At 66.8% G+C, this 22394-nt stretch carries 21 protein-coding genes and 6 tRNA genes; 7 read left to right on the top strand and 20 right to left on the bottom strand.

Annotated elements, in window-relative coordinates:
• Positions 1 to 56 precede the first annotated feature (56 nt).
• Positions 57 to 1562, bottom strand: a complete 1506-nt coding sequence (locus WEA29_07725; GenBank protein MEX2323640.1) for an Rne/Rng family ribonuclease — start codon at positions 1560 to 1562, stop codon at positions 57 to 59.
• A gap of 293 nt (positions 1563 to 1855) precedes the next feature.
• Between WEA29_07725 and WEA29_07720 the strand changes: the two genes are divergently transcribed.
• Entirely contained in the window at positions 1856 to 2446 is a 591-nt protein-coding gene (locus tag WEA29_07720) for a thymidine kinase (protein ID MEX2323639.1), read from the top strand.
• A gap of 32 nt (positions 2447 to 2478) precedes the next feature.
• Here the strand turns inward: WEA29_07720 and rodA are convergent, their stop codons facing one another.
• From rodA to WEA29_07680, 8 genes are all read right to left on the bottom strand, one after another.
• Complete coding sequence (gene rodA, locus WEA29_07715; GenBank protein ID MEX2323638.1) at positions 2479 to 3645, bottom strand: rod shape-determining protein RodA; 1167 nt, start codon at positions 3643 to 3645, stop codon at positions 2479 to 2481.
• Entirely contained in the window at positions 3642 to 5600 is a 1959-nt protein-coding gene (gene mrdA / locus WEA29_07710; protein MEX2323637.1) for a penicillin-binding protein 2, read from the bottom strand. The genes rodA and mrdA overlap by 4 nt, the downstream gene beginning before the upstream one ends.
• The gene (mreD, locus tag WEA29_07705) at positions 5597 to 6109 is read right to left on the bottom strand and encodes a rod shape-determining protein MreD (protein ID MEX2323636.1); all 513 of its coding nucleotides are present in this window, start codon (positions 6107 to 6109) and stop codon (positions 5597 to 5599) included. Before mreD ends, mrdA begins: the two co-directional genes overlap by 4 nt.
• On the bottom strand, positions 6106 to 7068 hold the full coding sequence (gene mreC, locus WEA29_07700; protein ID MEX2323635.1) for a rod shape-determining protein MreC: 963 nt from the start codon (positions 7066 to 7068) through the stop codon (positions 6106 to 6108). Before mreC ends, mreD begins: the two co-directional genes overlap by 4 nt.
• An 11-nt stretch (positions 7069 to 7079) precedes the next feature.
• Complete coding sequence (locus WEA29_07695) at positions 7080 to 8123, bottom strand: rod shape-determining protein (protein MEX2323634.1); 1044 nt, start codon at positions 8121 to 8123, stop codon at positions 7080 to 7082.
• Between the two features lie 190 nt (positions 8124 to 8313).
• The gene (ndk, locus tag WEA29_07690) at positions 8314 to 8715 is read right to left on the bottom strand and encodes a nucleoside-diphosphate kinase (protein MEX2323633.1); all 402 of its coding nucleotides are present in this window, start codon (positions 8713 to 8715) and stop codon (positions 8314 to 8316) included.
• 85 nt (positions 8716 to 8800) lie between these two features.
• Positions 8801 to 10093 carry a cyanophycin synthetase gene (locus WEA29_07685; protein ID MEX2323632.1) on the bottom strand — a complete coding sequence of 431 codons (1293 nt, stop codon included), beginning with the start codon at positions 10091 to 10093 and terminating at the stop codon, positions 8801 to 8803.
• Positions 10090 to 12678, bottom strand: coding sequence for a valine--tRNA ligase (locus WEA29_07680; GenBank protein MEX2323631.1), 2589 nt, complete (start codon positions 12676 to 12678; stop codon positions 10090 to 10092). Before WEA29_07680 ends, WEA29_07685 begins: the two co-directional genes overlap by 4 nt.
• Before the next feature lie 346 nt (positions 12679 to 13024).
• On the opposite strand from WEA29_07680, the gene WEA29_07675 reads away from it, so the two are divergent.
• Both WEA29_07675 and WEA29_07670 read left to right on the top strand, forming a co-directional pair.
• Entirely contained in the window at positions 13025 to 13507 is a 483-nt protein-coding gene (locus tag WEA29_07675; GenBank protein MEX2323630.1) for a hypothetical protein, read from the top strand.
• Between the two features lie 101 nt (positions 13508 to 13608).
• Positions 13609 to 14187, top strand: a complete 579-nt coding sequence (locus tag WEA29_07670) for an RNA polymerase sigma factor (protein ID MEX2323629.1) — start codon at positions 13609 to 13611, stop codon at positions 14185 to 14187.
• A 47-nt stretch (positions 14188 to 14234) separates the two neighbouring features.
• Here WEA29_07670 and clpX read toward each other — a convergent pair whose 3' ends face one another.
• The 6 genes from clpX to WEA29_07640 form a co-directional block, all read right to left on the bottom strand.
• Positions 14235 to 15503 (bottom strand): ATP-dependent Clp protease ATP-binding subunit ClpX, encoded by a 1269-nt coding sequence (gene clpX, locus WEA29_07665; protein MEX2323628.1) that lies wholly within the window; start codon positions 15501 to 15503, stop codon positions 14235 to 14237.
• 27 nt (positions 15504 to 15530) lie between these two features.
• Positions 15531 to 16145: an ATP-dependent Clp protease proteolytic subunit gene (locus WEA29_07660; protein ID MEX2323627.1), complete on the bottom strand. Its 615-nt coding sequence runs from the start codon at positions 16143 to 16145 to the stop codon at positions 15531 to 15533.
• Positions 16142 to 17530 (bottom strand): trigger factor, encoded by a 1389-nt coding sequence (gene tig, locus WEA29_07655; protein ID MEX2323626.1) that lies wholly within the window; start codon positions 17528 to 17530, stop codon positions 16142 to 16144. Before tig ends, WEA29_07660 begins: the two co-directional genes overlap by 4 nt.
• Before the next feature lie 49 nt (positions 17531 to 17579).
• A tRNA-His gene (locus tag WEA29_07650) sits at positions 17580 to 17654 on the bottom strand.
• Between the two features lie 73 nt (positions 17655 to 17727).
• Positions 17728 to 17809: transfer RNA gene (locus tag WEA29_07645), tRNA-Leu, on the bottom strand.
• Between the two features lie 80 nt (positions 17810 to 17889).
• A tRNA-Lys gene (locus WEA29_07640) sits at positions 17890 to 17963 on the bottom strand.
• Positions 17964 to 18535: 572 nt separating this feature from the next.
• Between WEA29_07640 and WEA29_07635 the strand changes: the two genes are divergently transcribed.
• From WEA29_07635 to WEA29_07625, 3 genes are all read left to right on the top strand, one after another.
• Positions 18536 to 18610: transfer RNA gene (locus tag WEA29_07635), tRNA-Pro, on the top strand.
• A gap of 70 nt (positions 18611 to 18680) precedes the next feature.
• A tRNA-Gly gene (locus WEA29_07630) sits at positions 18681 to 18751 on the top strand.
• Positions 18752 to 18761: 10 nt separating this feature from the next.
• Positions 18762 to 18834, top strand: a tRNA-Arg gene (locus tag WEA29_07625).
• Positions 18835 to 18981: 147 nt separating this feature from the next.
• Here the strand turns inward: WEA29_07625 and WEA29_07620 are convergent.
• From WEA29_07620 to WEA29_07600, 5 genes are read right to left on the bottom strand one after another with little or no spacing between them, the layout of a single operon-like run.
• The gene (locus WEA29_07620; GenBank protein ID MEX2323625.1) at positions 18982 to 19662 is read right to left on the bottom strand and encodes a hypothetical protein; all 681 of its coding nucleotides are present in this window, start codon (positions 19660 to 19662) and stop codon (positions 18982 to 18984) included.
• Positions 19659 to 20243, bottom strand: a complete 585-nt coding sequence (rdgB, locus tag WEA29_07615) for an RdgB/HAM1 family non-canonical purine NTP pyrophosphatase (protein ID MEX2323624.1) — start codon at positions 20241 to 20243, stop codon at positions 19659 to 19661. Before rdgB ends, WEA29_07620 begins: the two co-directional genes overlap by 4 nt.
• A complete protein-coding gene (rph, locus tag WEA29_07610; protein ID MEX2323623.1) occupies positions 20240 to 20941 on the bottom strand; it encodes a ribonuclease PH in 702 nt (233 codons plus the stop codon). The genes rdgB and rph overlap by 4 nt, the downstream gene beginning before the upstream one ends.
• Entirely contained in the window at positions 20938 to 21681 is a 744-nt protein-coding gene (locus WEA29_07605; GenBank protein ID MEX2323622.1) for an MBL fold metallo-hydrolase, read from the bottom strand. The genes rph and WEA29_07605 overlap by 4 nt, the downstream gene beginning before the upstream one ends.
• A 40-nt stretch (positions 21682 to 21721) precedes the next feature.
• On the bottom strand, positions 21722 to 21958 hold the full coding sequence (locus WEA29_07600; GenBank protein MEX2323621.1) for a hypothetical protein: 237 nt from the start codon (positions 21956 to 21958) through the stop codon (positions 21722 to 21724).
• A 73-nt stretch (positions 21959 to 22031) separates the two neighbouring features.
• Here WEA29_07600 and WEA29_07595 point away from each other — a divergent pair, with 73 nt between their 5' ends.
• Positions 22032 to 22385 carry a DUF983 domain-containing protein gene (locus tag WEA29_07595; GenBank protein ID MEX2323620.1) on the top strand — a complete coding sequence of 118 codons (354 nt, stop codon included), beginning with the start codon at positions 22032 to 22034 and terminating at the stop codon, positions 22383 to 22385.
• Positions 22386 to 22394 lie beyond the last annotated feature (9 nt).

Here is a 22394-nt window from a genome sequence, read left to right as displayed (position 1 = left end):
AGCGCGCCCACCGGGCCTGGCTGGAGACTGGTAACTGGTAACTGGTAACTGCCTGGCTACGCGTCCTCGGCGCTTGGCATCGCCTTGCCGGCGGTTGCCGCCTCCTCGTAGAGCACGACACCACGCCCGGCGCAGGTCGGACACACATGGGAGAACGACTCGAGGAGTCCCTCGGTCTCGTTCTTGCGGGTCATCTCGACGAGGCCCAGGTTCGACACCTCGAACACCTGGGTACGGGTCTTATCTCGGGCGAGTGCCTCCCGAAGCTTTCGAAGCACCATCTCACGGTTCTTGGATACTTCCATGTCGATGAAGTCGATCACGATGATCCCACCGATGTCGCGCAGCCTCAACTGGTGAGCGATCTCCTCGGCCGCCTCCACGTTGTTCTGCAGGACGGTCTCCTCGAGGTTGGAGTGGCCGACGAACCTGCCCGTGTTCACGTCGATGACGGTCAGGGCCTCGGTCCGATCGACCACGATGTGCCCGCCCGACGGCAGCCACACCTTGCGATCCAGTGCCTTGCGCAGCTGGTCTTCGACATGGAATCGCTCGAAGACAGGAAGCTCCTCGTCGTAGAGGGATACCCGTTCCACCAGGTCCGGGTCGGTGACCTTGAGGTAGTCGAGGACCTGTTCGTAGATCCCCCGGTCGTCGATCAGGAGCCTGCGGAACTCCTTGGTGAAGTGCTCCCGGATGACCCGGATCACCAGGGGAAGGTCCTCGTGGATGAGACGGGGCGCACCACCGCGGGGCACGGCCTCGTTGATCTCCTCCCAGACGCCGAGCAGCCGCTCGATGTCGGCCTGGATCTCCTCGCCAGTGGCACCCTCGGCCGCGGTCCGCACGATGATCCCGAAGCCCGGGGGCACCACATCGGCAGCGATGGCGCGCAGCCGATCCCTCTCGGCATCGGGGAGCCGACGGCTCACCGATGGCTTCTCGACGTTGGGGTCCAGCACCACATAGCGCCCCGACAGGTTGATCTCGTTGGTGAGGCGCGCCCCCTTCTGGCCCATGGCGTCCTTGACCACCTGCACCAGGATCTCATCGCCCACCTTGAGCGCCTTCTCGATGCGGGGACGCCGCTTGCCGTTGGCCGGATCGATCTGGATGTCTCCGGCGTAGAGGACGCCGTTCTTCGACTCGCCGAAGTCCACGAAGGCAGCCTCCATGCCCGGCAGCACGTTGCGCACCTTGCCGAGGTAGATGTTGTGGGTGAGTGCGGGACGATCGAGTCGGGCTACGTAGTGCTCGACGAGGAGCGCCCCCTCGAGCACGACGATCTGGGTCTGGTGCGGCGTGCGACGCACCAGCATCTGCTTGCGCTCGGTCGACGGGGGCGCAACGACGATGTCCGGCTCCTGGCGCGGCCGACGCCGATCGCCACGCGGATCGCGGCGCTTGCGCTCCGGCAGCTTCTTCTGCGCCGGAGCGGTCGACCGGACCGTCCGGATCTCGACGACGCTACCGCCGACGCGGCGCTTGACCGTCTCCTCGACCGCGGTGTCGCCTACCCCGCGCCGTACCACTTCGGCGCGCTTCTTGCCAAACAATCCCATGGAAAAACCCTTTCGGCGCCCGCGTCCGCGGGCGACTCTCACTGACTGGGGAATCCACCGGAGTCGAACGTTCTACCCCGACGCGATGCGGTCGCCGACGGGATGCCGGACGCTGAGCGATCTGGCCAAGTGTGTGCACTCGAACGTGCTCCAGTGTCAAACGGATCGGGCCGCTGTGCGCGGGCCCGAGACCATCAGCGTACCACGGGGTCGGAGACAGTCCGGGGAATGGGTGGGGCGAGGGGCGAGGGGCCAGTGGTCAGTGGCGAGCGGTCGGCGGTAGTCTCGCTCCCATGGACCGAAGGGATGACCGTGGCTGGATCGAGGTCATCTGTGGGCCCATGTTCTCGGGTAAGAGCGAGGAGCTCATTCGTCGGATCACCCGCTACAACATCGCTCGGGTCCCCACCCAGACATTCAAGCCCCGCATCGACGACCGGTACGCCTCCGAGGAAGTCGTCTCTCACTCGTCTCTGTCCACCGCGGCGCAGCCGGTCGCGGACAGCGGGGAGCTGATGAGCAGCGTGACGGATCGTACGGTCGTCGTCGGGGTCGACGAAGGCCAATTCTTCGACCTCGGGCTCGTCGAGGTCTGCGCCCTACTGGCGCGGGCGGGCAAGAAGGTGATCGTCGCCGGCCTCGACCTCGACTATCTCGGCCGTCCTTTCGAACCCATTCCGACGCTCATGACGCGAGCCGAGTACGTGACCAAGAGCCTCGCCGTGTGCCACCGATGCGGGGGAGCCGGGATGTTCACGCAGCGGGTGATCGAGTCGGACGAGCTTGTCGTGATCGGGGCGACCGACGCCTACGAGGCCCGGTGCCGGCGTTGCTATGACCCGACCGAAGCACAACAAGCCCGCATCGACATCGCCGAAGCCTGACCCTAGGGCCCCTCGCCCCTCGCCTCTCGCCCCTACAGGCTTGCCAGCCGGCGATCTCCGGGTACCGGGCTGCGGTTCATCCAGATGGCGTTGACGATGCCCACGGAGATCGCAGTCCCCAGGTAGAACGAACCCCCGAAAGACACGAACGGCAGCGGAAGCCCGGTCACCGGGAGCAACCCAAGCGTCATGCCCACGTTGACGAACACGTGGAAGGCGAACATGGCAGCGATCCCCCCGGCCACCAACTGCGCGAACTTGTCGCGTGCGGCCACCGAAACGGCGAGCATCCGCCAGATCAGAACCGTGTACAGCGCCAACACCACGGCCGCCCCCAGAAACCCGAGTTGCTCGGCAAGGGCAGTGAAGATGAAGTCGGTGGACTGAGCCGGGACGAACGCCAGGTTGGTCTGCGCGCCCTGGAACAGCCCGCTCCCGAAGAGACCACCGTTGCCGATGGTGATCTGACTCTGGATCTGGTTGTAATTCACCGACAGAGGATCACTGCCCGGGTTGAGGAACCCGATGACGCGGGCGAGCTGATAGTCGCGCATCAGGTCGAGTTCGATGATGGCCACCATGACCAGCAGCCCACCGACGAGCAGGATCATGAGCTGGCGGGTGGTGGTGCCGGCCATGAACAGCATCACCACGGTGATGAACCCGAACACCAACATGGTGCCGAAGTCAGGCTGCATGAAGATCAGCGCCGCCGGAAGCGCGACGAGAGCCGCCACCTTGCCGATCCGGCGCCAGGTCACTCCGATCTCGTTCTCCGGGGTGAGCAGCACCGCCAGCGCGAGAACCACCGCCGGCTTGGCCAGCTCCGAGGGCTGCAGGTCCATGATCCCGAAGGGGATCCAGCGCTGTGCGCCCTGCCGCTCCACGCCGAGCGGGCTGATCGTGGCCAGGAGCAGCAGGATCACACCGGCGTAGGTGAGCGGAGTGAGCATCCGCCACGACCGGTCGGTGACCAGCGAGGTGCCGATCATGGCGGCGATCCCGATCGCCACGAAGATCAGCTGACGGACCATCTGGCCATTGGGGTTCTCCCCCACCAGTCGCAGCCTCGGCGCCGACGCGCTGTAGATGAGGATCGACCCGAGTGCGGTCAGCACGGCGACGATGCCCACCATCACCACGTCGGGGCGGCCGCGTCTCGGGTCGTCGCGGAGATCGACCACACCCAGCCCGGTCATCGTTCGGTGTCGTCGCCGCGACGCAGCGGATCGGGGGTCTCGCCCATGAGGTACTGGAAGATCCGCCGGGCCGCTGGTGCCGCCACCAGGCCCCCCGAACCCCCTTGATCGATGACGACGGCGACAACGTATCTGGGTGAGCTGAGGGGAGCCACACCCACGAACCACGCGGTGTCGATGTCCGAATCGTCCGCCTCGATCGCCTGACGGATCTCGGCGGTGCCCGTCTTGCCCCCGACTTCACGCAGCGCGACGCACGCGCTATCGGGGACCCCGGCGTCACAGAACCCCTCGAAAGCGCGACGAGCCGTCCCGAAGGTGCTGTTGACTACGCCATTGAGGTCGCGCTTGAGGTCCTCGATCGTGTCCTCGGAGATCTCGATCGTCCCGGCGACACTGGGGACGTTGGCGTAAGTGACGTTGTTCTGTGAGTCGCGGACCGACTGGACGACCCGCGGCTCCCACACGGTTCCGCCGTTGACGAGGGCGGCGTAGGCCACCGCCATCTGAAGCGGGGTGACGATCAACGCGCCCTGACCGGTGGCAATGTTCATCACGTCACCGGCGGCCCACCCACCCTCCGGTCGGACCACGCCGGTCTGCTGCTGCTGGTGGCGCTGGAACCAGGGCCGGTCCGGGACCAGGCCTTCGCTCTCGAAGGGCAGGTCGATGCCGGTCCGGCTGCCGAAGCCCAGGGATCGGGCCCACTGCTGGAGCAGGTCCTCGGGCCACTCGGTGCGTCGCTCCCAGATCTGCAGCGCGATCGACCAGTAGTAGAGGTTGCAGGACTGTTGGAGCGACTGTCCCAGATTCACCAGGCCATGACCGCCGGGCTTCCAGTCGTTGAGCAGAGGCGTTGCCTCGAACTCAAGCTGGCCGTCGCAGAAGAACGACGTGGGATCACTGGGGTCGACGTGGTCCACGTGCTCCTCCTCGCTCACCGGAAAGATCGGGTACTGGCGGGCGAGGGCGTAGACGATGGTCTTGAAGGACGACCCCGGCGGATAGGAGCCCTGGATGGCGAAGTTGTTCTGGACGGCCTTCTCCCGCATCGCCTCCCAGTCCTCCACCGAGATGCGGCCGGTCGAGAACAGGCTCGGATCGAATGCGGGAACCGACGCCATCGCCAGCACCGACCCATCGGTGACGTCGAGCACGACCGCGGCCGCCCTGATCACATCTTCCTCGCCTTCCTGCCGGGCGAGTTGGATGGCTTGCATGAGGGTCTCCTCGGTGACCCGTTGCAGGGTGAGATCCAGCGTGGTGATGAGGCTGCCTCCCGGCTGCGGCGGCCGCTCCTCGAGAACACCGAGGATGTCCCCGCGGGCGTTCACCCGGTAGGTGATGGCACCGGGGGTACCGGCGAGGTACTCCTCGTACGATCGCTCGATGCCGAACTTCCCGACGCGATCGGTGGGGGATGCCCCCGCCTCCAGATCGCTGACGCCGGGAGCGCCGATGTAGCCGATCACATGAGCCGCCGTCTCGGTGAGCGGATACACGCGGATGGGTACGGGCTCGACGCTCACGCCCGGAAAGTGATCGATGTTCTCGAGGACGAACAGGGCCGTCGAGTTCGACACTTCGCCGCCGATGGGAAACCGAGCCCCGGACCCGCGCAAGTCGAACTCGGCGACGATCTCGGCGGCGGGAATGGCGAGCAGCGTAGCCAGATTGGGGATGAGAACGGCCTCTTCCTGCTCCAGGTTGACCAGTTGGCGATCGACCACCACCCGCATGCTGGCGATCGTGCCCGCCATCAGGAATCGCCCGTCGCGGTCGAAGATGTCCCCCCGCGGCGCTTCGATCGGGACGATCCGGATCTGCTGGGCGGCGGCGACCTCCAGGGAGTCGTCGACGTCGGTGACCTGCAGGTACCACAGCCGTAGCAGGAGGATCACCATCATGGCGGTCACCAGGGCGCCGACGGTCGTCTGCCGCCACGAAGCGATCACAACCTGAACTCCGTACCCGGCCGCCGCGACGCCCCGATCGTCCAGGCGGTGAAGGGGAGAACGGCCAGAGAGAGCACGGCGTTGTAGATGGCGGGCATCAGGAGCTTCTTCACCGCGCCTCCATCGGCAAGTGTCTTCTCCCCGAAGATCGTACCGAGGACCGCAAACAAGAAGAGACCACCAAACGTGACCGCAAACACGAAGGGCGTCATCAGCTTGAAGTCCTCCTCGATCCGCCCTCGGAAGCGGACGGTCGCATAGGCGACGGCGGTCATCACCAAGGCCCACAGTCCAAGCGGTGACACGGCGAGCAGGTCCTGCAAGAGACCTGCACCGAAACCGAGAAGCATCGCCGTCTCGGGCGGGAAGTGACGCGCATATCCCACGAGGACCAGGGCGGTCAGCGCCGGCGCCACGTCGAACGGGCGGATACGGGCGAACAGGCTGGTCTGAAGAATGACGGCGACCAGCAACACCGCGGCCGCGATGAGTACGTGGCGGGTCCTCACGGCGTGGGGTCGTCGGGGACGGAGGTCGTGGTGGTGGTGACCGGTTCCTCCTCCGACTCCCCGGAAGTCCGGTCTCCCGGATCTTCGGGGACCACGACCGGAATGCGGCCCGACCCATCGTCGACCGTGATCCCCGGCGAGTCCTGCGTGTACACGAGCACGTAAACCAGGTCGATGCGGCTCAGTGCGGCCGACGGCGTCGCCTCGGTGCGGAGGGAGAACCCCACCTCCGAGCGCGCCGCCCGAACCACGGTCGCCACGGGTATGCCAGAGGGGTACTTGCCGTCTGCGGTGACCAGGATGTCGCCGGCGAGGACCGCGGCGTCGGTGTTGAGCAGCTCGAGGATCATCGGACCCGAGCCGCGACCCGACAACCAGCCCGTCTCCCCGGTGCGCTCCACCCGCACGGCGACAGTCTCGATGGGGTCGACGACGAGCCGGACGTGAGCCGTCGTCGCCGTGACCGACACCACACGGCCGACCAGACCACCTTCGTCGATGACCGGCATGCCGACGCCGATCCCGTCGTTGCGGCCCTTGCTGATGACCCGGATGTGATCGAACTCCGAGATACCGACGGCTAGGACCTCGGCCGTAATGGTGTCGAGACCGGCAGGGGTGACCACCCCGAGCAGGACCTCGAACTCTCGAACCCGGTTCTCCAGGCTCCGCAGCCGGTCCACCTCCTGCTCGAGTTCGAGGACGCGCTCGCGGAGTCGATTGTTGTCGGCGTTGACACTGAACAGATCCGAGAGGCTCTCCACGAAGCCGGCGAAGGGCTTGGTGGCAGTCGACACGGCCCGCTGTACGGGCGAGAGAACACCCTGGACACCCTCACGCAGGGTGGCACCGACTCCGGCACCCGACGCTCGCAAATCCACGGTGAGAAGCGTCAATGAGAGAACGATCAGCCCTATGAGGAGGGACGTGCTGCGGTCGATGCCGCCGGGCCGCCACATCGGCCGGCCCGCTAGATCCCGCTGCCGGCCGTGGTCGTCAGGATGTCCTGGAGTGTGTCGAACTCCTCGAGGCACCGACCTGAGCCGATGACCACGGAGTGGAGCGGGTTGTCCGCGGTGATCACTGGTGTACCAGTCTCGTTGGCGATCCTGACGTCGAGGCCGCGCAGAAGCGCCCCGCCGCCGGTGAGCACGATGCCGCGGTCCATCACGTCTGCGGCGAGCTCCGGTGGCGTCTTGTCCAGGCAGAACTTGATGGCGTCGATGACCCCCTGCACCCCTTCCTCGATGGCCTCTCGCACCTCGGCCGCGGTGATCACCACCGTCTTGGGTAGGCCGGTCACCAGGTCGCGTCCGCGGACCTCGGCATTGGGTTCGTCCGAGAAGGGCCAGGCCGAACCGATGGCGATCTTCAGCTGTTCGGCGGTGCGGTCACCCATGAGGAGGTTGTACTCCTTCTTGACCCAGCTCACGATCGCCTCGTCGAGCTCGTCGCCGCCGACCCGGGCCGACCGCGACACGACGATCCCCCCCATCGAGATGACGGCGACCTCGGAGGTACCGCCGCCAATGTCGACGATGACGGAGCCAACAGGCTCGTTGACAGGCAGATCCACACCGATCGCCGCCGCCATCGGTTCCTCGATCGTGTAGGCACGGCGGGCGCCGGCGTGGTAGGCCGCTTCCTCTACGGCGCGACGCTCGACCCCCGTGATACCCGAGGGAACACAGATGATGATGCGCGGTCGAGCCCAGCGCCGTGGCTGCACCTTCTTGATGAAGTACCGCAGCATCTTCTCGGTGATGTCGAAGTCGGCGATGACGCCGTCGCGCAGGGGCCGGATCGCCTGGATGTGGCTCGGCGTCCGTCCGATCATCCGCTTGGCCTCGAGCCCGACGGCGAGGGCGCGGTTGTCGCGGGTATTGATCGCGACCACTGAGGGCTCGTTGAGGACGATGCCAACGCCGCGCACGTAGACGAGGGTGTTGGCGGTCCCCAGGTCGATGGCCATGTCGCGCGTGGCCATCGACATCAGATTCATGCTCGAAGCCATGTGAATACCCCTACCGGGTGAATACCCCTACCAGCTGCCTGGCGAGTGTACCCCCCGGCAACCGTTATGAAAGAGGGAAAGACGCGATCCGCAATTCGCGATTCGCAATTCGCAATTCGCCCGCCAGGAGAGTCCTCGCGGGCAGGAGACTGTTGTCGGTCGCTGGTGGCTGGTAGCGGGTAGCCGGTCGCTACTCCCCGAAGAACAGGCCGAGTTCGCGCGCAGCGCTCTCGGGCGAGTCACTCCCGTGTACCAGGTTCTCCCCTATCTCGGTGGCGAAGTCGGACCGCAGCGTCCCCGGCGCAGCATCCAGGGGGTTGGTCGCGCCCATCAGCCTGCGTACCACCTCGATGGCGTTGGGGCCGGACCACTCCATCGCAACGACCGGACCGCTGGTGATGAACGACACCAGATCGGCGAAGAACGCCTTCCCCTCGTGTTCTCCGTAGTGCTGTTCGGCCATGCCCCGGTCGATCGTCAGCAGGCGCATCTTCTCGAGGGTGAGGCCCTTTCGTTCGAGGCGCCCGATCACCTCGCCGACGAGGCGACGCTGGACCCCGTCGGGTTTGACCATCACGAAAGTGTGTTCCATAAGCCCGGGATGGTAGGGGCCCCGCACCGCTGACCCGCGAGCCGCGAGCGTGGTAAGCCCCTCGCCCCTCGCTACTCGCTACTCGCTACTCGCTACTCGCCCGGAGCGCTCGCCGGGCCTCGCCCACCAGAGCGATCGACCCGGTCACCAGAATCGGCGTCCCGGCGCCGACGGCGATGGCCAGGGCTTCGACAACCGAGGGGGCAACAACCACGGGCACCCGCAGGGCGGTGCGTACCTCGGCGGCAACGGTTTCGGGCGCCTCGGCCCGTGGTGACGACGACGCCGTCGCCACGACCGACAGGACGACGGGCTCCAGAACCGATGCCATCGCCGCCATGTCCTTGTCGCCCATCGCCCCGAAGACCACCGTCCACCGTGTCGCAGGGTGCTCCTCGCGTAGGGCCGCCACCAGAGCTGCCATCCCGCCCGGGTTGTGAGCGCCATCGACGAGGATCGGCGGATCCTCGCCAACCAGCTCCAGGCGCCCGGGAACGGTGATCGTCGCCGCCACCTCTCGTATTGCTGCCTCGTCGAGCGCCCGACCGAGCAGCGCCTCGGTAGCGGCGACCGCTACGGCGAGGTTGTGCACCTGATGGCGCCCGCGGAGGCGGGTCCCGATGTCCGTGTACCGCTCATGGACGCCCTCGACGTCGAAGACCCATCCGGGGTCGACGAACCGGACGTCCTCGGTGCCGAAGTCGATGCCATAGCGGAGCAAGTGTCCGCCGCGGTCGCGAGTGACGCGCTCCGCCACCTCCACCACCGGACCCTCTAGATGGCCGGCCACGAGGGTCGCTCCCTCGTCGAGAATGCCCACCTTGTGCTCGGCGATTTCCTCGACGGTCTCGCCGAGGATCGCGGTGTGATCGCGAGACACGCCGGTGAGCACCGTCACCTCGCTCCGACCGACGTTGGTGCTGTCGTCGCGACCGCCGAGACCCGCTTCCATCACGGCCACATCGACCGCACGGTCGGCGAACCACGAGCAGGCGAGGGCGGTCAGCACCTCGAACTCCGTCGCCGGATCACCGGTCCGCTCGGCGACCACATCGGCGATGGACACCACCTCGCCGGTCACGGCAGCGAAGTCCTTGGGACGCATTCCGATCGTACCGAACAGGAACTGGTCCTCGACCACCTCGAGCTGAGGGGAGGTGAACGCCCCCGCCTTGAGCCCCTGGGCGCCGATGAGTGCTGCGACCATGCGCGCCGTCGACGTCTTCCCATTGGTGCCGACGACCCTGACGATGGGGTACCCCAGGTGTGGATCGGCGAGGGCGTCGAGGAGCGCCAGCACCCGCTCGCGTCCCGGTTTGATGCCGTGGCTCTGCCGGGCCATCACGGCAGCCACCGCCTCGTCGTAGGAGAGTGTCACCCGAGGTCGGCGATCTGGCCCGTCAGCGCATCGACCATCGCCTCCATCTCGGCTACCTTCCGGCGCTCCTTGGCGACGATCGCCTCGGGTGCCTTGGCAATGAAGTCACCGTTGCCCAGCTTGGCGCGACTCCGCTCCAGGACGGCGGTGAGGTCGGCGAGCTCCTTCGACAGCCGTGCACGCTCGGCGTCGACGTCGACGAGGCCGTCGAGCGAGATGAATCCCTGCACCTCGCCGGCGACGATGCGGGCGTGCCCCTGTTCGGCCGGCGCATCCAGTGCCTCCATCGAGACGGCGGCGATCGAGGCGAGCTGCTGCACCCACCAGTCGGTGACCCGACCGGCCGGGTCGTGGATCCCGACGGCGAGCTCGCGGCGCGGAGCCAAGCCGTGGTCGGCCCGGAAGCGGCGCACTCCGACGACGAGATCCCGAAACATGTCGAATCCCGGCGGCTCGTCGACGGCCGGTGGGGTCGGCCAGGCAGCGGTGGCGATGAACCCCTCGCCCACCAGGTGCGACCACAGCTCTTCGGTCACGAACGGCATCACCGGGTGGAACAGTTTCAGGATGTCGCGCAGCACCACCCCGAGGGTGGCCAGGGTGCCACCGTCTCGCCCGTCGCGCAGCGGGGCCTTCGCCAACTCGAGGTACCAGTCGAACGCCTCCGACCAGGCGAAGGCGTAGGCCGCGTCGTAGGCCTCGCTGAACTTGTAGGCGTCGAGTAGCTCGTCGACCCGCCGGACGGTGGCGGCGAGCCGGGCGAGGATCCAGCGCGCCTCGGGGCGGGCCTCCTCGGGATAGCCGCCGTCCGGCGCAACCGCCCCCTCCCCCACATGGCCGATGACGAACCTGGTGGCGTTCCACAGTTTGTTGCCGAAGCGACGCGCCGCCTCCACCCACTCGTCCTGGTAGGGCACGTCCTGACCGGCGGCGGCTGCCTGGATCAGGGCCAGCCGCAGCGCATCCGCCCCCTGCTGCTCGGCTACCTCCAGCGGATCGACTGTGTTGTTGAGCGACTTGGACATCTTGCGGCCGTCCGGGGCCCGCACCAGACCGTGAATCACCACGTCGGGGAACGGCTTCTCCCCGGTGAGATGCAACCCGAGCTTGATCATTCGAGCCACCCAGAAGAAGATGATGTCGTACCCGGTGACCAGGGCAGAGTTCGGATAGAAGGTCCGGAAGTCGTCGGTCTCCTCCGGCCACCCGAGGGTCGAGAACGGGAACAGGCCCGCCGAGAACCAGGTGTCGAGCACGTCCTCGTCCTGATGGAGGTCGGTCGAACCACAGCCGCAGCGCGCCGGCGCTTCCATGGCCACGATCACCTCGTCGCAGGCGTCGCAGTACCAGGCGGGGATCCGATGCCCCCACCAGATCTGGCGCGAGATGGTCCAATCGCGCAGGTTCTCCATCCAGTTGCGGTAGAAGTTCTCCCAGCGGGCGGGCACGAAGCGGATGTCGCCCCGGTCGACGGCTTCGAGCGCCGGCCCGACGAGCGGCTTCACGCTTACGAACCACTGCAGCGACAGATAGGGCTCGACGACGGTGCCACAGCGATAACAGTGACCGACCGAGTGTGCGTGCTCGGTGACCGAGACCAGGACGCCTGCGGCAGCCAACGCCTCCTTGACCGCGGCCCGGGCATCGTCGCGATCCAGACCGGCGAAGCTCCCGGCCAACTCCGTCATCAGGCCGGCCTCGTCGATGGCGACGAGGGGATCGAATCCGTGGCGCTCTCCGATCTCGAAGTCGAGAGGATCGTGCGCCGGGGTCACCTTGACCGCTCCGGTCCCGAACTCGGAGTCGACGGCGTCGTCGGCGACGATCGGGATCTCACGACCGGCAAGGGGCAGCACCACGGTTCGACCCACGAGGTCCCGGTACCGGTCGTCGTCCGGATGGACGGCGACCCCGGTGTCGCCGAACATCGTCTCGGGCCTGGTGGTCGCCACCTCGATGCCGCCCTTGCCATCGGCGAACGGGTACCGGATGCGCACCAGCTCACCGACCGAGTCCTCGTGCTCGACCTCGATGTCGCTCAGCGCCGTCCGGCAGCGAGGGCACCAGTTGATGATGCGGTTGCCGCGGTAGATCAAACCCTCGTCATACAACTGCACGAACACGGTGCGGACCGCGTGGGACAGGCCGTCGTCCATCGTGAATCGTTCCCTGGTCCAGTCGGTGGAGAACCCCATCCGCCGGATCTGCTCGGTGATGCGGCCGCCGGATGCCGCCTTCCACTGCCACACCTGCTCGATGAACGCCTCCCGGCCGAGGTCGTCACGGGTGAGTCCCTCTGCGGCGAGCTCCCGCTCGACGACGTTCTGGGTCGCGATCCCCGCATGGTCGGTGCCGGGGAGCCACAGGGCGGCGTAGCCCTGCATGCGCTTTCGACGGATGATCAAGTCCTGGATCGACTGGTCGAGTGCGTGCCCCATGTGCAGGGACCCGGTGACGTTGGGGGGAGGGATGACGATGCAGAACGGCTCGCCGTCCGGGTTGACCTCAGGCCGGAAGACGCCAGCGTCTTCCCAGAGCGCGTACCAGCGCGATTCCACCTTCTGCGGGTCGTACGCCGGGTCCATCGCTGCCTCGGGATGACATCTCCGAGGATGATAGGCAGGTCCGCGGCCCAGATCTCTTTGCCGAACCCGTATGGATTCGCGGCACGGTGACGGTTACGGGGGTGGAATGCCTGTTTCAAAGCACATCACTGAGTCCGCCATCCACGACTTCCTGGAAGGGGCAGGAACTGGGGAAGATCGTCTCGATGTCGTACTCGAGGCCATGGCTGCAGTGCCTCCCGCTCCGGCCCGGGATGACTTGATCGCCCGGATGACGGCGGTGACAGGCGAAAACGCCTCGATCCTCCCGACCGGTGCTAGGGGATCGCATTCCAAGCCCCTGCCCCCTCGTTGGAGGAGAAGAACCGTGTTGACCACAATCCTGTCATCCATCGTCGGCAAGATCGCCATTGCTGGCGTCGCCCTGGCGACCACCACTGGAGGCCTCGCCGCCGCCGACGTTCTGCCCGCGCCCGCGCAACAGGCTGTCTCAAACGCCGCCGCTCGCATCGGAATCAGCCTGCCTGCTCCCGACGACACACCCGAGAGCGACGAGGGCGTTGCTCCAGACCTCGCTGAGGTCGCTCCGGACCTCCCTGAGGATGCTTCGGACAACGCCAAGTCTGTGACCGAGATCGTGTTCGGCGGAGATCCTCAGACCGAAAGGTTCGACTTCGGCCGCGCAGTCTCCGGTGCCTCCGAGGAAGACGACGTCGACACCGACGAGGGCCCACCCGACACCATCCCCGGCCCACCCGACACCATCCCCGGCCCACCCGACCAGATTCCGGCCGGACCTCCGAGCAACACGGAGGGACACCTGCCTAGCCCCAGCAGCCCACGTCCCTGACACCCTCCGCCAACTCGAAGCCAGCGGAATGATTATGCGCCCCCCGTTACGGGGGGCGCATAATCATTCCGCGTACGCACAGCCTACAGAGACGATCCCACATGAGCGCCAGCGACTCCCAAGGCTTGACAGACGAGACATTCCCGTCGGCGCTCGTCGCGGCCCAGGCGGGCGCCGGCTGGGCGTGGAACGCCCTGATGGCCGAAGTGGGCGACAAGCTGCATGCGTACGTTCGTCGCCAGGGTGCTCGCGACGCCGACGACCTCGTCGGCGAGACCTGGCTGCACGTGGCCCGCGGGGTCGGGTCGTTCGCCGGCAGCTACACCCAGTTCCGGTCGTGGGTCTTCATGGTCGCCCACCATCGGATCATTGACGAACGCCGCCGAAACCGACGGAAGCCTTCCGATCCTGCCGACACCGGAACACTCGAGTTAGCGGCCTCAGCCGAACCGTCGGCAGAGAGCGAGGCCATCGAGGCTCTCGGCGAGGAGGAGGTGGTGCGCATCCTCGCCACGCTTCCAGAGGCACAGCGCGAGGTCATGTTGCTGCGCATCGTCGCCGGATTCGGTATCACCGAGATCGCCGAGATCGTTGGGAAGCGGCCAGGGGCCGTGCAAGCCCTTCAGCATCGCGCCGTCAACCGGCTCCGGGGAGCCGTCGAGCGATCCGGCTGGAGCTAACGGGCTGTGACCCGCGGGTGACGGGCGACGGGAGACGGGCGACCGGCTTACGCGCTGCGCTCTTCGGGCAAGTCCTTGCCGATGTCCTGCATCGGGATGAGCGTCGGGTTGACCCGCTCGCGGACCACTTCACCGTCAATCACGACGCGGGCGACGTCCTGGCGCGAGGGAAGCTCATACATGGTGTCGAGGAGTACCTCTTCGAGGATGGCGCGCAACCCCCGGGCCCCGGTGGACCGCAGGAGCGCCTGGTCGGCGACGGCGTCGAGGGCATCGGCGGTGAAGACGAGCTCCACACCGTCCATCTCGAAGAACTTGGCGTACTGCTTGACCAGGGCGTTCTTGGGCTCCAGCAGCACCCGGATCATCTGCGCCTTGTCCAGGTCGTGAACCGTGGTGACCACGGGCAGGCGTCCGATGAACTCGGGGATGAGGCCGAATGACATCAGGTCCTCGGGGAGCACCTGCGAGAGCGTGGCGACGTCACGCGTCGTGACTGCACGCAGGTGGGCGTCGAAGCCAATGGCTCGCCTGCCGATGCGCCCCTCGATGATGTGCTCGAGCCCGGAGAATGCTCCACCGCAGATGAACAGCATGTTGGTCGTGTCGATCTGCAGGAACTCCTGGTGGGGGTGCTTGCGACCACCCTGCGGTGGCACCGACGCCACCGTGCCTTCGAGGATCTTGAGGAGGGCCTGCTGCACTCCTTCACCCGAGACGTCCCTGGTGATCGACGGGTTCTCGGCCTTGCGGGCGATCTTGTCGATCTCGTCGATGTAGATGATCCCGGTCTCGGCCTTCTTGATGTCGTAGTCGGCCGCCTGGATCAGCTTGAGCAGGATGTTCTCGACGTCCTCGCCCACGTACCCGGCCTCGGTGAGCGCGGTGGCGTCGGCGATGGCGAAAGGCACGTTGAGCATCCGGGCCAGTGTCTGGGCAAGCAGCGTCTTGCCAGAACCGGTCGGCCCGATGAGCAAGATGTTCGACTTCTGGAGTTCGACGTCGTCCTTGGCTCGGGTCCCGGACCGCACCCGCTTGTAGTGGTTGTACACGGCGACCGACAACACCCGCTTGGCAAGGTCCTGGCCGACGACGTACTCCTCGAGGAAGTGATGGATCTCGGACGGCTTGGGGAGCTCGGAGAAGGCGGTCTCCTCGGTGGTGGCGAACTCCTCTTCGACGATCTCGTTGCACAACTCGATGCACTCGGTGCAGATGTAGACGCCGGGGCCGGCGATCAGCTTCTTGACCTGCTTCTGCGACTTGCCACAGAAGGAACACTTGAGGAGGTCACTGCCCTCACCGATTTTGGTCATCGAATCATCTCCCTGAGGTGACCGGGGTCAGCCGGTCACGGCCTTGAGTTCGCGGGGCTCGAGGACGGTGTCCACCACGCCGTACCCCTTGGCCTCCTTCGACGACATCCAGAAGTTGCGATCGGTGTCGCGCTGGACGGTCTCGAGGTCCTGACCCGTGTGCGAGGCGAGAATCTCGTTCATCTCCTCCTTGACCCTGATCAGCTCCCGAGCCTCGATCTCGATGTCGGTCACCTGGCCCTGGATGCCGCCCCCGTATATGTGGGGCTGGTGGAGCATGATCCGGGCGTGGGGCAGGGCGTACCGCTTGCCGGCGGTACCGGCAGCGAGCAGGACGGCCGCAGCCGACGCCGCCTGACCCATGCAGTAGGTGGCGATATCGGGCTTGACGAAGTGCATCGTGTCGTAGATGGCCATGAGGGAGGTCATGACACCGCCCGGTGAGTTGATGTACAGGGAGATGTCCTTGTCCGCATCGTCACCTTCGAGGTGGAGCAGCTGGGCCATGATGAGGTTGGCGACGTCGTCGTTGATCGGGGTGCCGAGGAAGATGATCCGCTCCTTGAGGAGGCGGCTGTAGATGTCGAACGCGCGCTCCCCCCGACTCGTCTGCTCGATCACCGTCGGGACCAGATAGCTCATTCGTCGACCTCCTCGGGCGTTGGCCCTGCGTCGTCGCCGACAGGATCCGCGGGTCCCGTGTCGGCGGCGGTCGTTCTCTCAGGCATCTCGATGGCCTTCCCGTCGGCTCCGACCGGGACCACGAGCTCCAGCAGCCTGCCGACCGCCTTGCCTCGCAATATATCACCGGTCAGTGCCGATTCATGACCACCTTCGGCGAGGGCCGTGCGGTACTCCCCCGCGTCCATCTCGCTCGCCGCGGCGAGCGCGGTGATCTCACGGTCCAACTCCTCGGGAGTCACGTCTATGCCCTCGTGCTCGGCGATGGCGTCGAGCAGGATACGGGTGCGGAGGTTCGCTTCCGCCTGGGAGCGCAGATCGGCACTGAAGGCCTCGAAGGTCTGACCGGTCAGCTGCAGGTACTGCTCCACGGTCACCCCCTGCCGCTCCAGCCGGTGAGCGAAGCGGTGGAACACCGACTCCATCTCGGCGGTCGCCAGCGCGTCCGGCAGATCCACCTTGAGATCCTCGGTGAGATCGGCGACGGCCCGCTCGGAGAGGCGCTGCCAGGCGTTGCGGTCATAGATCTTCTGGATGTCCTCGGCGAGTCTTCCCCGCATCGCCGCCACGGTCTCGAATTCCGTGACATCGTCCACCCACTCGTCGGTGAGCTCCGGAAGCCGACGGGCGTGCACCTTCTTGACCAGCAGCCGGACGGCAGCCTGCTTGCCTCCGTCGGATCCCATCGCCTCGGGGAGCACGGTGTCAAAGGACACGATGCCCCCGGCGCCGACCCCGCGCAGCGCATCGTCCATGCCGTCGAACAGGAGACCGGAGCCGATCTCGTAGAGCAAATCCTTGGTCGAGCCCGCCGCTACCTCCTGGCCGTCAGAGGAGGTGGCGATGTCGACCAGCACGTGGTCGCCGTCGAAGCCCTCGCGCTGCACCTCGTCGAGTTCGGCGAACTGCTCGCGCATCGAGTCGATCTGGGCATCGACATCGGCGTCGGTCACCACCGGGCGCTCCACCGTCACTTTTCGCCCCTTGTACTTGGGCAGCTTGGACACGGTCGGCCACAGGGTGATGACGACATCGGCCTCTGCGCCGCCGCCCGCAAAGCGAACGTCCAGGAGACGGGGGTATACGACCGGATGCAGGTCGGTACCGGCGATCGCCGCAGCCAGAACCTTCGGCAGCGCCTCGTCGACCGCTTCACGGTCGACGGCCTCGGCGCCAACCATCGACTCGACGATCTTGAGCGGGGCCTTGCCCTCCCTGAAGCCCTTGATCTTGCGATCCTTGGACAAATTCGCCGCCGCCCTCTTGCGGGCCGCGGCGAACGACTCCGGATCGATCGTGACGGTGAGCATCCGCTCGAACGGTCCGACCTCAGTGACTTTGGGCACACGCCTCCTCGACAGCGTCGTGGGACGACGCCGGCCGTCCCACCTTCGGGGTGACCGAGGGGATTCGAACCCCCGACTTCCAGGACCACAACCTGGCGCTCTAACCTGGCTGAGCTACGGCCACCATGAACCGATGCGGAATGCATCGGAGACCCAATCCTACCGGCGCCCGGGAGGCATCAGGCACCGGGCGGTCGTGCGGGTGGTGGGACTCGAACCCACATGGGCGAACCCACCGGATCCTAAGTCCGGCGCCTGTACCAATTCGGCTACACCCGCGTATGACCAATGCGAGCCGGCTGTGTAAAGGCTACCTCTGGTGTAACGACGACGGGGACGACAGCGACGATGGTCGGTCGTGGGTCGCCCGGGACTCGAACCCGGAACCTTGAGCTTAAGAGGCTCCTGCTGCTGCCAATTGAGCTAGCGACCCGGGGCGAGTTTAGTGGTCGCCCGTCGTCACCCGAACCCGGCGGACCGGGCCGCTGTGCTCTGGTTGACGTGTCAGTGGCAACCGTCACGATGCCCTGTATGACTGCCACGCGCCAATGCCCGCGATGCCATGCGCAACTCCCGCTATCGGCGTTTGCGTTTCGCGATCGTGCCCACACGAAGATTCAGTCGTACTGCCGCGCTTGCTCGGCCGCTGCATGGCGCGACTGGTACGGCACCGAAGCGAACCGTGCTCGCCACCTCCGACTGGTGGCGAGTCGGCGTCGGAGGAGGATCGAACACGTGCGGGCGTGGCTCGTGGACCTGAAGGACACGCCCTGCGCTGACTGTGGACGGCGGTTCCCGCCGGAAGCCATGGACTTTGATCATCTCGAAGGCAAGCGCGGGAATGTCTCGCGCATGGCTCACTCGGTGGGTATGGACGCGTTGAGGAAGGAGGTTGACAAGTGCGAGGTCGTGTGCGCCACTTGTCACCGCATTCGGACCGCGGCAAGAAGGGCGTGATCGAGTCAGCGCAGCGGACTGTCGCCGGTACTGTTCGGCTCCGAGAAGCGGGCTGTAGCGCAGCTTGGTTAGCGCGCGGCGTTTGGGACGCCGAGGTCGCCGGTTCGAATCCGGCCAGCCCGACGAGGACGGAAAACTGTGCGTTTCAGGACATGACGGTTCGCGAAGGGCGCGCAACTATCCTGTGCTCAGCGCGGGTGTAGCTCAATGGTAGAGCCCCAGCCTTCCAAGCTGGTTGTGAGGGTTCGATTCCCTTCACCCGCTCGCAGGCCCCGCCCCTGTAGCTCAGAGGACAGAGCAGGAGCCTTCTAAGCTCTTGGTCGGGGGTTCGAATCCTCCCAGGGGCACAAGCCGCCTATCGGCGGCGGTCGTCCGTCTCCCGTCGCCCGCCTCGTGCCTCATAGTTCATGGCTTTTAGCTCGACAGTCAAGGCATCCCGACTACGTCCGGAAGGGCCGAACGGGTGACGGGCGACGGGAAACGGGTGACTTCTCCTAGCTGCACGCCCCGCTTCCGGTGCAGGTCAACCGGAACGCCCCCGTCACCTCCACGCTGTCGCCACCCCCGCTGAACCGCTCCTCGGCGGTGAACGCGAAAGTCCCGGTGATCTCGTCAGCCGTCCATGAGTCGATCACCAGCTCACCCACCCCGACCTGCGCCCACTGGGTCTTTGACCACGGGACGTAGGTCGCTTCGAACTCTCCGGCCGGCGTGTGACCGGGAAGGTGCTCGCCTCCGGTAATCGCATGGCTGGCCGATTCCAGCGGAATGCCCTCGGCGACCGTCAGCTCCGAGACCGAGATGGCCACCACGTCGCCCTCGGGGCCGATGCAGCGCAGCAAGAAGAAGGTGAGCACCGGGTATCCCTCGGCGCGAAGCTCCTCGAACGTGGGGTCTCCCTGGATGGCGATCTCGGCATAGGCATCCCGGAGGTCCTCCTCGGACCACCAGTGGTCAGAGGTGAACGTGCCCGGCTCGTCGGCTCCGTCCCAGGTGCGCTCCTCGTACCCCGAAACGGCTACCCGACACCCGGGATCGTCGGGCACGGCGACGGTCGTCGATGGGATGACGGAGGGTCCGGTCGTCTCCGTCGCACCCGGAGTCGAGGTGTCGGAGGTACCTCCCGAGCACCCGGCGGCGATCACGAACAGGAGCGCGGCCCCCAGCCGGCTCATCGTGTGTCCTCACCGAGCGCGACGGCGAGCGCCTCGAGGGCGGCGCAGCGGTGGCTGAGGGCGTTCTTTTGGTCGTCGGTCATCTCGGCCAGCGTACGGCCTTCTACCGCGAACACGCGGTCGTAGCCGAACCCACCGTGGCCGCGCTCCTCCGAGGTGATGATGCCTTCCAGCACCCCCTCACCCACGGTCTCGGACCCGTTCGGGTGAGCCAGGATCACAACGGTCCGGAAGCGGGCACGGCGATCGTCCACGCCTTCGAGGCGCCGCAGCAACAGTTCCCGGTTGGCGGCATGGTCGGCATCGGCGCCGGCGAACCGGGCGGCATGGACGCCCGGAGCGCCGCCGAGCGCGTCCACCTCCAGCCCGGTGTCGTCGGCGAGCGCAAGGAGTCCGGTCGCCACCGACACAGAGCGCGCCTTCAGCCTGGCGTTGTCCTCGAGGGTGGTTCCCGTCTCATCGACCTCCGGCCAGTCGAGCCCGTCGACGATCTCGGCCTGCGGGAGTACACGGCCGAGGATGGCCGTCATCTCCTCCACCTTGTGCGGGTTCTTCGTCGCCAGGACGAAGCGGAGGGTCATGCCTCGAGAGCGGCGCGCTGCGCGTCGATCAGGCGCGCGATGCCGCCGGCGGCCAGGTCGAGCATCTCGGTGAGTTGGGCGCGGCTGAAGGTGCGACCCTCCGCCGTTCCCTGGACTTCGACGATGCCGCCGGCGCCGGTCATCACCACGTTCATGTCGACCTCGGCGTTGGCGTCCTGCTGGTACTCGAGGTCCAGCACGACTCCACCGTCGACGATGCCGACACTGACCGCAGCGCAGTGGTCGGTCACCGGATCCTGCTGGAGCAAGCCCGAGGCGAGCCCGGCCGCCACCGCGTCTTTGACGGCGACCCAGGCGCCGGTGATGGACGCCGTCCGGGTGCCGCCGTCGGCCTGGAGGACGTCGCAGTCGATGCGCAGGGTGGTCTCACCCATCCGGCTCAGGTCGACCACCGACCGCAGGGAGCGCCCGATGAGCCGCTGGATCTCCTTGGTCCGGCCCCCGCTGATCGAGCCGCGGGACACCCGCTGCGGACTCGAGCCCGGCAGCATCGAGTACTCGGCGGTGAGCCAGCCCTTGCCGGCGTCTCGCATCCACCCCGGCACGTCGGTGTCGAACGATGCGGTGCACAGCACCCGCGTCCTCCCGACCTCGATGAGGACCGAGCCAGGGGTCATCTCGGTGTATCCGCGTGTGATCGCGATCGGGCGCAGTTCGTCGGCTTGCCGGTCGGTCACCACTCGATCTCCAATCCGGGGACGGCATGTTCGATCGGGCCGGAGTAAGCGGCTGCCGCTTCGCCGACCGCGACCGTCGCGTCGAGGTTAGGGGGCACATGAGTCACGATCAGCCGGCCGACCTCCGCGCCGGCTGCGGCCTCGCCGGCCTCGACGGCGAACAGGTGATACGGGTACCTGCCCTCGGCGGGCACCCCCACCATGCTCGCCTCGCATAGCAGCAGGTCGACGCCGGCGGCCAGTGCTTCCAGGTCGCTTCCCGGCCCGGTGTCGCCGCTGTACACCAGGGACCGCCCGGCGGCTTCGAGACGGGTGATCAGCGCGGGCACGGGGTGCACGGATGCCCCGAACCGCAGCAGGAACGGCCCCACCGTGCGTTCGTCCCCTGGGCCGACCGGGTCGAAGGCGAACACCCGGTGCAGGTCGTGAGCGCGGTCGGCTTCGAGGAAGCCCGTGATCTTGTCGATGACGCTTTGCGGGCACATGACCGGGATGCCGGGTGGCTCCGGGAGTTCGAACCGCAGCGCGCTGAACAGTGCAAAGAGGTCGACGCAGTGGTCGGGATGCTCATGGCTGAGCACGATGGCCGATGGGACGCTCGGGCGTCGTCGGAGTGCCGGGAAGACGCCGAACCCGAGATCGAGTACTACCTCCGTGTCGCCCACCGAGACCACGTACCCCGAGGCCGGCAGGTCGGGTACGGCGTAGGTGCCACTGGATCCGAGAACGGTGAGCCGCATGAGGAGAAGTTACCCGTTACCCGTTGCCCGTTACCTGCGGTCAGTTAACGGCGAGCAGGGTGAGGGCGAGTGCGGTGAGACCGATCATGAGGATGAGCATCGCGTATTGGCTTCTGACGGCGCGCGGGCCGGAGAACACCGCCAGTGCCCGATCATGGGCGAGCACCACCCCGATGACGTGCCCGCCGACGACGGTGGCGAGCTGCAGCCACCCACCGTCGTCGGAGCCAGCCAGGTGTAGTCGATGCGGTAGTCGGCGGTGCCGAACAGGTCCCATCCCTGACCGAACGGATCGCTGAGCACCGGCACGATCACCGATCAACCTTCCGGAGTGCGCCACAATCGACGCCGTGACCCGACGCATGCTCCGAGCCCTGCGTCGACGCTGCCCCCGCTGTGGCAGCGTCGACATCTTCGACGGCTGGTGGCGGCTGCGGTCGAACTGCCCGCGATGCGCCCTCCTGTTCGAGCGCGAGGAGGGCTACTGGCTCGGCGCCATCGCCATCAACACCGGGGCGACGATCGCCGCCTTCGCCGTCGTCTTCGTCGGCACCATCGTTGCCACCTGGCCCACCCCGCCCTGGGGACGGGTGTCGGCGGCGACGATCGCGGTCACCGCCATCGTGCCGATCCTGTTCTATCCCCTGTCGAAGACCGTGTGGATGGCCATCGACCTCACCCTGCGGGCCGATCCCCACCACTGACCACAGCAC

It is taken from the genome of Acidimicrobiia bacterium, assembly GCA_040902765.1.
Classification (GTDB): Bacteria; Actinomycetota; Acidimicrobiia; order Spongiisociales; family UBA11373; genus DATKBG01.
This window is presented reverse-complemented; position numbering and strand designations above follow the sequence as displayed.

Bases quoted from the DNA above. Each gene is read 5' to 3' on its own strand.
- WEA29_07725 (MEX2323640.1), bottom strand. From the start codon at position 1,562: ATGGGATTGTTTGGCAAGAAGCGCGCCGAAGTGGTACGGCGCGGGGTA.
- WEA29_07720 (MEX2323639.1), top strand. From the start codon at position 1,856: ATGGACCGAAGGGATGACCGTGGCTGGATCGAGGTCATCTGTGGGCCC.
- rodA (MEX2323638.1), bottom strand. From the start codon at position 3,645: ATGACCGGGCTGGGTGTGGTCGATCTCCGCGACGACCCGAGACGCGGC.
- mreC (MEX2323635.1), bottom strand. From the start codon at position 7,068: ATGTGGCGGCCCGGCGGCATCGACCGCAGCACGTCCCTCCTCATAGGG.
- WEA29_07695 (MEX2323634.1), bottom strand. From the start codon at position 8,123: ATGGCTTCGAGCATGAATCTGATGTCGATGGCCACGCGCGACATGGCC.
- ndk (MEX2323633.1), bottom strand. From the start codon at position 8,715: ATGGAACACACTTTCGTGATGGTCAAACCCGACGGGGTCCAGCGTCGC.
- WEA29_07680 (MEX2323631.1), bottom strand. From the start codon at position 12,678: ATGGACCCGGCGTACGACCCGCAGAAGGTGGAATCGCGCTGGTACGCG.
- WEA29_07670 (MEX2323629.1), top strand. From the start codon at position 13,609: ATGAGCGCCAGCGACTCCCAAGGCTTGACAGACGAGACATTCCCGTCG.
- clpX (MEX2323628.1), bottom strand. From the start codon at position 15,503: ATGACCAAAATCGGTGAGGGCAGTGACCTCCTCAAGTGTTCCTTCTGT.
- WEA29_07660 (MEX2323627.1), bottom strand. From the start codon at position 16,145: ATGAGCTATCTGGTCCCGACGGTGATCGAGCAGACGAGTCGGGGGGAG.
- WEA29_07620 (MEX2323625.1), bottom strand. From the start codon at position 19,662: ATGAGCCGGCTGGGGGCCGCGCTCCTGTTCGTGATCGCCGCCGGGTGC.
- rdgB (MEX2323624.1), bottom strand. From the start codon at position 20,243: ATGACCCTCCGCTTCGTCCTGGCGACGAAGAACCCGCACAAGGTGGAG.
- WEA29_07605 (MEX2323622.1), bottom strand. From the start codon at position 21,681: ATGCGGCTCACCGTTCTCGGATCCAGTGGCACCTACGCCGTACCCGAC.
- WEA29_07600 (MEX2323621.1), bottom strand. From the start codon at position 21,958: ATGGGACCTGTTCGGCACCGCCGACTACCGCATCGACTACACCTGGCT.